General features: G+C 71.1%; 11 protein-coding genes and 1 pseudogene. 8 read left to right on the top strand and 4 right to left on the bottom strand.

Features of this window, described 5'->3' with window-relative positions; translation table 11 throughout:
• Nucleotides 1–65 precede the first annotated feature (65 nt).
• Nucleotides 66–1,511 carry a glyceraldehyde-3-phosphate dehydrogenase gene (locus AB0H32_RS41935; RefSeq protein ID WP_361132829.1) on the bottom strand — a complete coding sequence of 482 codons (1,446 nt, stop codon included), beginning with the start codon at nt 1,509–1,511 and terminating at the stop codon, nt 66–68.
• Nucleotides 1,512–1,748: 237 nt separating this feature from the next.
• On the opposite strand from AB0H32_RS41935, the gene AB0H32_RS41940 reads away from it, so the two are divergent.
• From AB0H32_RS41940 to AB0H32_RS41970, 7 genes are all read left to right on the top strand, one after another.
• On the top strand, nt 1,749–2,957 hold the full coding sequence (locus AB0H32_RS41940; RefSeq protein WP_361132831.1) for a hypothetical protein: 1,209 nt from the start codon (nt 1,749–1,751) through the stop codon (nt 2,955–2,957).
• Nucleotides 2,958–3,116: 159 nt separating this feature from the next.
• Nucleotides 3,117–3,809, top strand: coding sequence for an alpha/beta hydrolase (locus tag AB0H32_RS41945; RefSeq protein ID WP_361132834.1), 693 nt, complete (start codon nt 3,117–3,119; stop codon nt 3,807–3,809).
• Between the two features lie 186 nt (nt 3,810–3,995).
• Nucleotides 3,996–4,316, top strand: a complete 321-nt coding sequence (locus AB0H32_RS41950) for a hypothetical protein (RefSeq protein ID WP_361132837.1) — start codon at nt 3,996–3,998, stop codon at nt 4,314–4,316.
• Between the two features lie 222 nt (nt 4,317–4,538).
• Nucleotides 4,539–5,369, top strand: a complete 831-nt coding sequence (locus AB0H32_RS41955) for a PP2C family protein-serine/threonine phosphatase (RefSeq protein WP_361132840.1) — start codon at nt 4,539–4,541, stop codon at nt 5,367–5,369.
• Nucleotides 5,370–5,418: 49 nt separating this feature from the next.
• The gene (locus tag AB0H32_RS41960; protein WP_361132843.1) at nt 5,419–6,525 is read left to right on the top strand and encodes an MASE1 domain-containing protein; all 1,107 of its coding nucleotides are present in this window, start codon (nt 5,419–5,421) and stop codon (nt 6,523–6,525) included.
• A 556-nt stretch (nt 6,526–7,081) separates the two neighbouring features.
• Entirely contained in the window at nt 7,082–7,555 is a 474-nt protein-coding gene (locus AB0H32_RS41965; protein ID WP_361132846.1) for a MarR family transcriptional regulator, read from the top strand.
• A 155-nt stretch (nt 7,556–7,710) separates the two neighbouring features.
• Nucleotides 7,711–9,348 carry an MFS transporter gene (locus AB0H32_RS41970; protein WP_361132858.1) on the top strand — a complete coding sequence of 546 codons (1,638 nt, stop codon included), beginning with the start codon at nt 7,711–7,713 and terminating at the stop codon, nt 9,346–9,348.
• A gap of 95 nt (nt 9,349–9,443) precedes the next feature.
• Here AB0H32_RS41970 and AB0H32_RS41975 read toward each other — a convergent pair.
• The 3 genes and pseudogenes from AB0H32_RS41975 to mgrA all read right to left on the bottom strand — a co-directional run.
• Nucleotides 9,444–9,827, bottom strand: a pseudogene (locus AB0H32_RS41975) (potassium transporter TrkA); the annotation flags it as partial.
• Between the two features lie 135 nt (nt 9,828–9,962).
• Nucleotides 9,963–10,142 (bottom strand): hypothetical protein, encoded by a 180-nt coding sequence (locus AB0H32_RS41980; RefSeq protein ID WP_361132849.1) that lies wholly within the window; start codon nt 10,140–10,142, stop codon nt 9,963–9,965.
• 103 nt (nt 10,143–10,245) lie between these two features.
• A complete protein-coding gene (gene mgrA, locus AB0H32_RS41985) occupies nt 10,246–11,289 on the bottom strand; it encodes an L-glyceraldehyde 3-phosphate reductase (protein WP_361132852.1) in 1,044 nt (347 codons plus the stop codon).
• 266 nt (nt 11,290–11,555) lie between these two features.
• Here mgrA and AB0H32_RS41990 point away from each other — a divergent pair, with 266 nt between their 5' ends.
• Entirely contained in the window at nt 11,556–12,404 is an 849-nt protein-coding gene (locus AB0H32_RS41990; RefSeq protein ID WP_361132855.1) for a chitosanase, read from the top strand.
• Nucleotides 12,405–12,502 lie beyond the last annotated feature (98 nt).

The raw sequence follows: 12,502 nt of genomic DNA on the forward strand, positions 1-12,502 counted from the left end.
ACCCCAACGCCGACGGGGCGGCGACCCGAAGGTCACCGCCCCGTCGAAACCGGTCAACCGCCGGATCAGCCCGCCGACACCGGGAACGTCGGGTACTCGACGCCCGAGATGTACTGCACGACCCGGACCACCTGGCACGAGTAGCCGAACTCGTTGTCGTACCAGAGGTAGAGGATCGCGTTGTCCCCCTCGACCTTGAGCGCGCCGGCGTCCACGATCGAGGCGTGGCGCGAGCCGATGAAGTCGCTGGAGACCGCGTCGGGCGCCGTGGTGAAGTCGATCTGGCGCTTGAGCGGCGAGGTCAGCGACACGTCCCGCAGGTAGTCGTGGACGTCCTCGCGGGTGGTCTCGCGGGCCAGCTGGAGGTTGAGGATCGCGATCGAGACGTCCGGCACCGGGACGCGGATCGAGCTGCCGGTGATCCGCGCCTTGAGGTCGGGCAAAGCCTTGGCGACGGCGGAGGCGGCACCGGTCTCGGTGATCACCATGTTCAGCGGCGCGGAGCGGCCGCGGCGCTCGGACTTGTGGTAGTTGTCCAGCAGGTTCTGGTCGTTGGTGAACGAGTGGACCGTCTCCACGTGGCCGCGCAGCACGCCGTACTCGTCGTCCATGGCCTTCAGCGGCGGGACGATCGCGTTGGTGGTGCAGGAGGCGCAGGACAGGATCTGCTCGTCCGGCTTGATCGTGTCGTGGTTGACGCCGTGCACGATGTTCGGGACGTCGCCCTTGCCCGGCGCGGTCAGGACGACCTTCTCGATGCCCGGACGCAGGTGCTTCGACAGGCCCTCGCGGTCACGCCACTTGCCGGTGTTGTCGATCAGGATGGCGTCACGGATGCCGTACTCGGTGTAGTCCACGGACGTCGGGTCGTCGGCGTAGATCACCTTGATCGCGTTGCCGTTGGCGACGATCGTGCTGCTGTCCTCGTCCACGGTGATCGTGCCGTGGAACTGGCCGTGGATGGAGTCCCGGCGCAGCAGCGAGGCGCGCTTCACGATGTCCTGCTCTCCGCCACCGCGGACGACGATGGCGCGCAGGCGCAGGCCGTTGCCGGAGCCCGCCTTCTCGATCAGCAGGCGGGCGACGAGGCGGCCGATCCGGCCGAAGCCGTAGAGGACGACGTCGCGGGGCTCACGGCGCTCGATCTTGTTGGCGCCGGTGGCACCGGCGACGGCCTCGGCGGTGAACTCGGCCACGCTCAGACCGCGGTCGTCGGCCTTGTAGGTGGCGGCCAGCATGCCGAGGTCGATCTGGGAGGGCCCGAGGTCGAGGGCGGTCAGGGCCTGGAGGAACGGCATGGTCTCGGTGACCGAGAGCTCCTCACCGGCGATCTGCCGGGCGAAGCGGTGCGTCTTCAGGATGCTGACCACCGACTTGTTCACCAAGGAGCGGCTGTGCAGCAGGACGGTCACGTCCCGCTCGCGGTGCAGCTTCCCGATGAGCGGGATCATCGACTCCGCGATCTCCTCGCGAGTCTTCCAGTTGGTGAACGAGTCGTCGTTGACAGTCACAGATCTATCTTTCGAGCTAGGCAGCGCTCATATGGTAACCACACCCTACTTATCTCTCTTCCGAGCCCTTCGGCGGGGTGGCCGCTCGAGCGATGTGCCCTGATTTATCCGTTAATTTGAAACTGGTTCATTCCGATTTCATCAGTAGGTTGCGGCGATTCCTGAATCAGGGTGGAAGATCGTAAGAAAGCCGGGTTGCGGATTGCATGCCCCCAGCGGCGTGACCAAGGTCGGAGGGTGAGCACGTCATCCGTACCCCGGCCCGAGCCGGCCGCGCCGTCCGGTCCCCTTCGCCGCCCCGTACTGCCGCAGGCCGTCCGGCCCCGGGTCCCGCAGGGCGCCCTGCCGGCCCTCGCCCTGTTCGCGGCCGTCCGGCTCGCCGGCGTCGTCGCGGTCATCGTCACCAACCACCTCGCCGGCAACCCGCTGTTGAGCAATCTGGCCCACTCCTGGGACTCCCGCTGGTACCTGCACATCGCCGCCCACGGCTACGGGCACCTCATCTGGATCACCCGGACCGGCGGGGTGCAGTCCGACTGGGCGTTCTTCCCGCTCTACCCCGGACTCATCCGGGCCCTGACCACGGTCCTGCCGTTCACCCCCGGCCAGGCCGCGCTGCTGATCGCCTGGGCTGCCGCGGGCGCGGCCGCGTACGGGCTCTACGTCCTCGGCCGCCACCTGCACGGGCGTGCCGTCGCCACCGCCCTCGTCGGCCTGTGGGCCGTCCTGCCGCACGCCGTCGAACTGACCATCGCCTACACCGAGTCGCTCTTCGCCGCACTCGCCGTCTGGTCCCTGTACTGCGTGCTCAAGGGCCGCTGGCTGTGGGCCGGTTCGCTGGCCGCGCTGGCGGGCCTGTCCCGGCCGACCGGGTTCTCGGTGGCGGTGGCCGTCGGGGCTGCCGCCGCGTACGAGGTGCTGCGGCAACGCGGCCGGGTGCCGGCCGGCCTGTGGGCCGGTGCCCTGCTCGCCCCGCTGGGCTGGCTCGGCTATGTGCTCTGGGTGGGGCAGCAGACCGGCGACCCGCTGGGAGGCTACTTCAAGATCCAGAGTGCCTGGGACTCCCGCTTCGACTTCGGCGCCGGTGCCGTGCGCTTCCTCAGGGCGCTGCTCCTGCACGGCGGCAGCTTCGTCTACCCGGCGGCCCTGATGGTGGTCGTGGTCGGCATCGTCCTGTTCGGGCTGCTCTGCCTGGACCGCGCCCCGCTGGTCCTGGTGGTCTTCGCCGGAGTGCTGGTGCTGCTCGTGATCGGAGGGTCCGGCTCCTTCTCGTCCAAGCCGCGCTTCCTGCTGCCGGTCTTCCCGCTGCTGATCCCGCCGGCGCGCGCCTTCGCCCGCAGTTGGCGCCTCCGGCCGGCCCAGGCGCTCCTCGTCGGTGCAGCACTGGCCGTCGTGTCCCTGCTGTTCGGGGCCTATGTGACGGTGGTGGCCCACTCCCCGCTGTGAGCCGCCGGAGTGCGTGCCCGTGCGCAGGCCGGTGGTGGCGTCAGACGGCCGCCACCCCCTTCGGCGCGCGACGGAGCGGCGTCGGCCACCGGGTACGGGTGGAACCGGAGTCGGTCCGATGAAAAGATCATCGCGACTCCGTACGAGAGAGGCGTCTCGATGAAGCTGTACACCCGTGAGTGGGGGACCGGGGACCGGGTCGCCGTCCTGGTCCACGGGATCATGTCCGACCACAGGACCTGGCGCCGGGTCGCACCCGCACTGGCGGACAAGGGGTACCGGGTCGTCGCCGTGGACCTGCGCGGGCACGGAGCGAGCGGCCGGGGGCAGTACGGTGCCGAGATCTGGGCCGACGACCTCGTGGAAACGCTGCCGCACGGCCCGGAACTGGCGATCGGGCACTCGCTCGGTGCCCTCGCGCTGGCCCTCGCCGTCGAGCGGCTGGCGCCCGGGAGGGCCGTCTACTGCGACCCCGCCTGGGAGATGAGGCAGGACATCGCCCTGGTCGCCCGCGCGTTCGCCGAGGCCAAGCACATCCCCCGCACCGTGCTGGAGCGCTTGAACCCACGGTGGGAACAGGCCGACGTGGACGTCGAGTTGGCCACCCTGGCCGACTGGGACCCGGCGACCACCGACGTCCTCGCCGAGGCCTACGCGGTAGGCCGGACCCCGGCGGGCGCCGGGGTGCCCTCGCTGGTCCTGACGGCCGACCCCAGTGACCTCGTGCCCCCCGAGCTGGCGGCGGAGCTGACCCGGCGGGGCTTCACGGCCCGCACGGTGCCGGGGGCCGGGCACACCCTGTTCCGGGACGACTTCGACGGCTTCATGGCGGCGCTGGACGGCTGGATCTGACGACAGCCCGAAGCCTTCCCGGTCCGACCCGAGATTCCGCAGGCGCACGGGCCCGACGGGGGGCGCAGGGCGGCCGTGCAAAGCCGTGCTCGGACCGGCGCGGCGGGCGGGGTGCGGTCCCGCAGGGTGCTGTGCGAAGGCCGTGAATCGGGGTAGGCGGGGGAGGGTCCGAAGGAGAGGATCGTCATGACGACCTACGTCATCACCGTGCCCGGTACCTTCACGACGGCCGTCGGGACCGGCACCCGAGCGCGGCTGAGCCGGGCTCTGCGACCGGCCGATCCGCACACCACGCGATGGGGCAGCGCCGAGGGCCTGGACGTGCTCAACGTCAATGAGGACAACACCTTCACCCTGCGTCTGACGGTCGAGGCGGACACCGGCCCCCACGCCGAGGAGGCGGCACGCCGGCTCGCGGACTCCGCCCTGCGCGACGCGGGACTGGACGAACGGGTGGCGCCGCTGGGAGCCGCCGTGATCACCGGCATCGACGCGGAGGCCGACTGACCGATTCAGGCCCTGCAGACCGGCTCAGAGCCCTGCAGACCGATGCGGAGCCCGGCGGGCCGACTCGGAGCCCTGACGACCGATTCGGAGCCTTGCCGACCGAAGCGGAATCCGGCTGACCGGACGGTCACCGAAGGCTCTCCTCCCTGGGGCAGGATCAGCCTGTAAAGGTAAAATCTAGGCGTTTGCCCAGAAGGGTCACCGCCCAGCCGGAAGTGATCGATGCCCCGCAAGCGCTCCACGGACGACGGCGACGAGCTGCTGGCCAGACTCGGTTCGCTCACCGCCCAGGCACGCGAGCGCGCGGAGCTGCAGCGCACCCAGGTCGAGCTGGCCATCGCCCTGCAGCGCGGCATGCTGCCCCCGGACCTGCCCTCCGCCCCCGGCCTGCACCTGGCGGTGCGGTACGCGCCCGCCTGCTACGGCCTCAATGTCGGAGGCGACTGGTACGACGCCTTCACCCTGCCCGACGGCCGCATCGGGCTGTGCATCGGAGACGTCCAGGGCCACAACATCGAGGCGGCCGCCTTCATGGGCCAGGTCCGGGCCGGGCTGCGGGCCCTCGCCTCCGTCACCAGCGAGCCGGGCGAGCTGCTGGCCCGGACCAACGAACTGCTCCTCTCCCTCGGCAGCGATCTTTTCGCCACCTGCACCTTCATGCGGCTCGACCTTGCCACCGGCGTGCTGGAGAGCGCCCGGGCCGGACACATCCCCTTCATCTGGGCCACGGCCGACGGAAAGTCCGGCGTGGTGGACGACGAGGGAGGGCCGCCGCTCGGCATCGAGAACGGGATGGAGTACCCGGTGACCCGGCACCGGCTCACCACGGGCGGGGTGTTCGTGCTGCTCACCGACGGCGTGGTCGAAGGCCCGTCGCTGAGCATCGAGGAGGGTCTCGACCAGGTGGTGCGGCTCGCGGGGATCGCCGCCGTCGCCGGCCTGGAGGCGCACGCGCTGGCCGCGGCCGTGATCAAGGGGGCCGAGAGCGTGGGGCACGAGGACGACGCGGCCGTCCTCGTCGTGGGCCTCGACGGACCCTCGGTTCAGCCATAGAGCCGGACGGGCCACTCTCGCCTCGCATGCGGCGGGGCATCGGTGTGAGATGGCTGCTGTGGTGGCTCACCTGGATCTGCACCGGCAGGGCGGCTACGCCGTCCGGGTGCTGGCCGTCGCCGCCCTCTACTACGGTGCGGCGCGGCTCGGACTGCTGCGCCGGCTCGTCGTCGAGGGCTCCGTGTTCACCCCCATCTGGCCGCCGACCGGCGTCGCCGTGGCCGCCCTGCTGGTCTTCGGGCTGGCCTGCTGGCCGGGCGTCGCGCTCGGGGCGTTCTTCGCCGTGCTGTCCCTCACCAGCGCCAGCCCCGACATGCTCGGCTTCGTGTTCGGCAACACCGCCGCACCCCTGTGCGCGGCGCTGCTGCTGCGCCGGACCGGTTTCCGTACCGATCTCGCCCGATTGCGCGACGGACTCGCCCTGGTGTTCCTCGGCGCACTGACCGCCATGCTGGTCAGCTCGACCATCGGCGTCGGCCTCCTCGTCCTCACCCACAAGCTGCCCGCCCCCAGTTTCTGGACCGTCTGGCTGGCCTGGTGGGTGGGTGACGCCATGGGCGTCCTGATCGTCACCCCGCTCCTGCTGCTGTTCTACAAGAGCCGCTGGCCGCCGCCCCTGACACGCTGGAAGGAGGCCACGGTGCTGGCCGTCGTGGCCTGCTGCCTCGTACCCCTGTCCACCTACAGCTCCCTCAGCCTGCTCTTCCTCGTCTACCCGCTCATCATCTGGGCCGCCCTGCGCTTCCAGCTCGCGGGCGGCATGCTGTGCGCGCTGCTGACGTCCGTACTGGCCACCGTCGCCGCGACGGACCACGTCGGCGCCTTCGCGGGGCTGAACCGGATCGAGGTCATGGCGAAACTCCAGGCCTTCAACGGCGCGATGGCTCTGACCGCCCTGCTGCTGTCGGCCGTGATCACCGAGCAGCGCAACACCAGACGCTCCGTGGAGCAGGCCTGTCAGGAGCTGGTCGAGGTGCTGGAACACCTGACCGCGGGCGAGGCCCCGCCACCCCGGCAGCGGACCGACAGTGACGACCGCCCGGGTTCCCACAGCGACCGCCCGGGTTCCCACGGCGACGACCGCCGGGGTACCGACACCGACGACCGGCCGCGCACCGACACCGACGACTGGCCACGGCAGAGCGGCGCCCCCTGAGCCCACGGGACCGGTGAACAAGGGGTGACCGCACCGGCGCGGGCGTCGCGTCGGCCCGTCGTCACGGCGTGTCGGACGGCAGGCCGGGGGCTGGGAAAACAACGATGGGCGACGCCCGTGAGAGCGCGGGCACGGGCACGTCCGGAGGGACAGGGCGGCACGGAAACAACGGGTGGTACCGGCCGGGGCGGACCGGCACACCGGGGCGGCACGCGCGGTTCCGCACGGCACCCCGGCGGCACGCACCGCGGCACTCGCTCCCTGCTCCGCCCCTCGGCCGGCACGGCGGCACTCGCTCCCTGCTCCGCCCCTCGGCCGGCACGGCGGCACTCGCTCCCGGCTCCGCCCCTCGGCCGGCACGGCGGCACTCGCTCCCGGCTCCGCCCCTCGGCCGGCACGGCGGCACTCGCTCCCGGCTCGGACCGCTCCTGCGGCACCGCGGCACAGCTCATCCGAGCGTGGCACGGGTGCCCCCGCACCGCGCGTTCGCCGCGGGCCACCCGATTACTTACACTTGGTTGAACAGTTCAGACTGATAAACCTACGATTACTAATCATGGACGCAGAAGACATACCCGAAGGCGGCAACCGTCCCTCGGCCCGGCCACCGGAGACGGCGGTGCTCGCTGGCGCGCTGCGGCTGGCCATGGGCCGGATCGTGCGCCGGCTGCGCCAGGCGCACGCCGTGGGGGACGTGTCCCTCTCCGGTGTGTCCGTGCTGTCCCGGCTGGCGGGAGGCGGACCTGACTCGCCCGGCTCACTCGCCGAACTGGAGCGGGTCAGGCCGCAGGCAATGGCCACCACGGTCGCCGGGCTCGAACAGCGCGGGCTGGTCACCCGCACCCCCGACGCGGCCGACGGACGCCGGGCCATCATCTCGATCACCGACGCGGGCCGGACCATGCTGGAGGAGCGCCGCTCCGAGTCCGTCGACCGGCTCGCCCACGCCCTGGACCGGTTCACCCCGCAGGAACGCGCGGCACTGGAGGCCGTCGTGCCCCTGCTCGACCGATTGGCGCAACGGCTGTGACCGGCCACGTGCCCGGGGGGCGGGACGGGCACCCGGCCGAGGGCCTGCGCGCCCGTCTGCTCGCGCGATCGGCCCGTCACCACGACACGCTCCCGGGCCCCGGCTACAAATGGGTCGCCCTCTCCAACACCACGCTCGGTGTGCTGATCGCCACGATGGACGCCTCCATCGTGATCATCTCGCTGCCGGCGATCTTCCGCGGGATCGGCCTCGACCCCCTCGCGGCCGGCAACATCGGCTATCTGCTGTGGATGATCCTCGGCTATCTGCTGGTCTCGGCCGTGCTGGTCGTCGTCCTCGGCCGCCTCGGCGACATGTTCGGCCGGGTCCGCATCTACAACCTCGGCTTCCTGGTCTTCGCCGGTGCCTCCGTAGCCCTGTCGCTCGACCCGTTCCGGGCCGGATCGGGCGCGCTGTGGCTGATCCTGTGGCGCATCGTGCAGGCCTTCGGCGGCTCCATGCTCACCGCCAACTCGGCCGCCATCCTCACCGACGCCTTCCCGGCCCGCCAGCGCGGCATGGCCCTCGGCATCAACCAGATCACCGCACTGGCGGGGCAGTTCCTCGGCCTGCTCGCGGGCGGCCTGCTGGCCGCGGCCGACTGGCGGGCGGTGTTCTGGGTGAGTGTCCCGGTCAGCGTGACCGGCACCGTCTGGTCGTACCTGAGCCTGCGCGAGACCGCGGGCGGCGAACGCGGCCGCATCGACTGGCTCGGCAACATCACCTTCGCCACCGGCGCCGGAATCCTGCTCGCCGGCATCACCTACGGCATCCAGCCCTACGGCGGCCACCCCACCGGATGGACCAACCCCTGGGTGCTCACGGGACTGATCGGCGGCGTCCTCCTGCTGCTGGTGTTCTGCCTCGTCGAGGCGCGGGTCGCCGAGCCCATGTTCCGGCTGTCCCTGTTCCGGGTGCGCGCGTTCGCCGCGGGCAACCTGGCGGCCCTGCTGACCGCGATCGCCCGCGGCGGGCTCCAGTTCATGCTCATCATCTGGCTGCAGGGCATCTGGCTGCCGCTGCACGGCTACGACTTCGAGGACACCCCGCTGTGGGCCGGCATCTTCATGCTGCCGCTGACCGTCGGCTTCCTCATCGCCGGTCCTGTCTCCGGCTACCTCTCGGACCGCTTCGGCGCCCGGCTGTTCTCCACGGCCGGCCTGCTCGTGGTCGCCGGTTCCTTCCTCGGCCTGCTGGCCCTGCCGGTGGACTTCGACTACGGCCTGTTCGCCGCGCTGCTCTTCCTCAACGGCCTGGGCCAGGGCATGTTCTCCGCACCCAACACCTCGTCCCTCATGGGCAGCGTCCCGGCGCGCTACCGCGGTGTGGCCTCCGGAATGCGCTCCACCTTCCAGAACTCGGGCACGGCCCTTTCCATCGGCGTGTTCTTCTCGCTGATGGTCTCCGGACTGGCCTCCTCGCTGCCGTCGACGCTCAGCGGCGGACTCCAGGCACACGGCGTGCCTGCCGGCACCGCCCACGAGGTGGCCTCGCTGCCCCCGGTCAGCACCCTCTTCGCGACCTTCCTCGGCAACAACCCCATCGGTCACCTGCTGGGTTCCAGCGGCGGTCTCGACCACCTGACGGCAGCCCAGCGCGCCACCCTGACCGGGCACACGTTCTTCCCCCGGCTGGTCTCAGGCCCTTTCCACCACGGCCTGACCATCGTCTTCTGTGTCGCCGCCGGCATGGCCCTGGTCTCGGCCCTCGCCTCCGCCCTGCGCGGAAGCCACGAGCCCGCCGGCGACGACACCCCGAAGGGCTCCCATCCGGCGTACGCCCGCAGGGGGTAGTGGTCCGAGAGGCCCGCAGGGGTAGTGGTCCGAGAGGTACGTGTACGGCGTCCCCGGCTCGTCACCGTCCAGGGCGCAGACTGGGGGACCAGATCGCCGGCCAGCCGGAAGCCGGGGCCCGGGGTGGGGATGGCCGTGGCGCGGCGCAGCACGGCCGCGATCGGCACGCCGGTCTCCGTGCGCATCCGGGTGCAGCCGAGCAGCCGTCCGTTCCGGTGGGAGGCCGAGGACCGCTCGACCCGCTCGGCCACCTGACCGAGTTCGGTGGTGGAGAGCAGGGCCGGGCTGTGATGCGCCGGCTTCAGAGCCTCGACCAGTGCCTGTGCCTCCCCGCCGGTCAGCCGGACGTGAGCGCGCAGGCGTCGGGATCGTCGCCCCCGGTAGGCGCTGAACGTTCTTGTCCCGTCATGGTGGACCACCACCGACGGACCGAGCCGCTCCCGGGGCGTGAGGTCGTACCGGATTCCGATGCCCGGCAATGGCGGCCCTGCTCGTGCGCGTGGACCCCTGTGTGCCCCGCCCGATTTGAAGGTTTCCTGGTGAAACCATCGCCTGAAGCCTGGCCCGGCGGCGGACGGCCGCGCGAAGGGCTCCGGTTGGGCAGGGGGTTCGGGTCAGGAGGCGAAGCCGAGTTCGCTCTCACCGTCGCCCGTGTCGGGCTGGCAGGTGCAGCACAGTTCGTGATCCCCGTCGCGGGTGACGATGGTCCCCCACCCGAGGCAGTGCTCGCAGTTGCGGGCCAGGCGCAGGTCGGGGTGGGGGAGGGCCGGGGGGTGGTGGGCTCCGTAAGCCATGCGGGGTGCGGCTCCTTGAAGGTGCGGCGTCGCGGTCCGGATGGCTTTCATTATGTCCTACTTTTCGCTTATGTCTGTGACGAATGTCACTTCATGCCGCCTCTCAGCCCAGATTGCCCAGGCGGGCGTCGCGCCACAGGTCCACGCCGCCGTCGGTGGCGTACTTGTCGATCTCGGCCAGTTCCTCGTCGCTGAAGTCGAGGTTCTCCAGTGCGGCCACGTTCTGCTCCAGCTGCTCGGTGCGGGAGGCGCCGATGACCAGCGAGGTGACCCGCTCGTCGCGCAGGGCCCAGGCCAGGGCCAGCTGGGCCAGGGTCTGCCCGCGCCGGGCGGCGATGTCGTTCAGGGCGCGCAGCCGGTGACGCATGTCCTCGGTCAGCCATGCCGCATCGAGCGAGGTGCCCTGCGCGGCCCGCGAGTCCGCGGGAACGCCGTCGAGGTAGCGGCCGGTCAGCAGCCCCTGGGCGAGCGCGGTGAACCCGATGACGCCGAAGCCCTCCTCCTCGGCCGCCTCCAGCAGGCCGTCGGTCTCGATCCAGCGGTTGAGCATGCTGTAGGACGGCTGGTGGATGAGCAGCGGGGTGCCGAGGTCGCGGAGGATGGCGGCCGCCTGCCGGGTGCGCTCGGCGTCGTAGGAGGAGATGCCGACGTACAGGGCCTTGCCCTGGCGCACCGCGGTGTCGAGCGCGCCCATCGTCTCCTCCAGCGGGGTGCTCGCGTCCAGCCGGTGGGAGTAGAAGATGTCCACGTGGTCCAGGCCCATGCGGCTGAGCGACTGGTCCAGTGAGGCCAGCAGGTACTTGCGCGAGCCGCCGCCCTGCCCGTACGGGCCGGGCCACATGTCCCAGCCGGCCTTGGTGGAGATCACCAGCTCGTCCCGGTAGGGGGCGAGGTCCTGCTTCATCAGCCGGCCGAAGTTGATCTCGGCCGCACCGTACGGCGGGCCGTAGTTGTTGGCCAGGTCGTGATGGGTGATCCCGAGGTCGAAGGCGCGCAGCGCGATCTCGCGCTGGGTCTCGAAGGGGCGGTCGTCGCCGAAGTTGTGCCAGTAGCCCAGGGACAGGAGGGGGAGGTCCAGCCCCGAGCGGCCGGTGCGCCGGTAGCGCATGGTGCCGTCGTAGCGAGCGGGGTCCGCGACGTGGTTCATCGGGTCGTCTCCGGGTGGTGCCGTAGGGGTGCCCGTCGTGCGCGAAGGGCTTGTCCACCCTGCGCCTCCATGATTCGTAAGTCCAACCGATGGCCCTCATGGGATTGAGCGGCCTGGCTTCTGAATCGTGCGGCCGGACGGCATTGTTCGATCCTACGAACTTGCGGCGGGACGGGTTACCGGGCTCCCGCACCTTTGATAGGAAACTTTCCTACCAGTTCCGGTACGGACCAACTCCCCACCCCCCACCCCTCCTTGGAGTCCTTGTGGAGCACATAGAGCGCGCTTCGGCATCCTCCCCCCGCCTTTGCCGGCGGACCCTCGTCGCCGTCCTCGGCGCCGTCGCCTCCGGCGCGGTGCTCGGCGCCCAGCGCGTCGCGGCGGCACCGGCGGCACGGGCGGCCGGGCCGGGCCTCGACGACCCGGCGAAGAAGGAGATCGCCATGCAGCTGGTCTCCAGCGCGGAGAACTCCTCGCTCGACTGGAAGGCCCAGTACAAGTACATCGAGGACATCGGTGACGGCCGCGGCTACACCGCCGGCATCATCGGCTTCTGCTCCGGCACCGGCGACATGCTCGACCTGGTCCAGCTCTACACCGACCGCAAGCCCGGCAACGTCCTGGCCGAGTACCTGCCGGCACTGCGCCGGGTCAACGGCAGCGACTCGCACAGCGGCCTGGACCCCGACTACCCCAAGGACTGGCGCAGGGCCGCCCAGGACACCGCCTTCCAGCAGGCACAGAACGACGAACGCGACCGCGTCTACTTCAACCCCGCCGTCGCCCGGGGAAAGACGGACGGGCTGCGTGCGCTGGGCCAGTTCACCTACTACGACGCCATCGTCATGCACGGCGACGGCGACGACCCCACCAGCTTCCGCAACATCCGCAAGAGGGCCCTGCGCAGCGCCAAGCCGCCGGCCCAGGGCGGCAACGAGACGACGTACCTCAACGCCTTCCTCGACGCCCGGGTGTGGGCCATGAAGCAGGAGGAGGCGCACAGCGACACCACCAGGGTCGACACCGAACAGCGGGTCTTCCTGCGCAAGGGCAACCTGGACCTGAACACGCCGCTGGACTGGAAGGTGTACGGGGACGGCTACCACATCGGCTGAGCCGCGCGGCGAGACCGCGTGCGGCGTGACCGAGGCGGCCCTCGCCGTGCCCGCACGCCCCGTCGGGGCTCAGGAAGGGCGCGGCAGGTCCGCGGCGC

It is taken from the genome of Streptomyces sp. NPDC020362, assembly GCF_040642095.1.
Taxonomy (GTDB): Bacteria; Actinomycetota; Actinomycetes; order Streptomycetales; family Streptomycetaceae; genus Streptomyces.

Coding starts and splice junctions, on each gene's coding strand:
- AB0H32_RS41970 (WP_361132858.1), top strand. CDS start 7,711: ATGGACGCCTCCATCGTGATCATCTCGCTGCCGGCGATCTTCCGCGGG.
- mgrA (WP_361132852.1), bottom strand. CDS start 11,289: ATGAACCACGTCGCGGACCCCGCTCGCTACGACGGCACCATGCGCTAC.
- AB0H32_RS41955 (WP_361132840.1), top strand. CDS start 4,539: ATGCCCCGCAAGCGCTCCACGGACGACGGCGACGAGCTGCTGGCCAGA.
- AB0H32_RS41960 (WP_361132843.1), top strand. CDS start 5,419: ATGGCTGCTGTGGTGGCTCACCTGGATCTGCACCGGCAGGGCGGCTAC.
- AB0H32_RS41945 (WP_361132834.1), top strand. CDS start 3,117: ATGAAGCTGTACACCCGTGAGTGGGGGACCGGGGACCGGGTCGCCGTC.
- AB0H32_RS41980 (WP_361132849.1), bottom strand. CDS start 10,142: ATGGCTTACGGAGCCCACCACCCCCCGGCCCTCCCCCACCCCGACCTG.
- AB0H32_RS41965 (WP_361132846.1), top strand. CDS start 7,082: ATGGACGCAGAAGACATACCCGAAGGCGGCAACCGTCCCTCGGCCCGG.
- AB0H32_RS41950 (WP_361132837.1), top strand. CDS start 3,996: ATGACGACCTACGTCATCACCGTGCCCGGTACCTTCACGACGGCCGTC.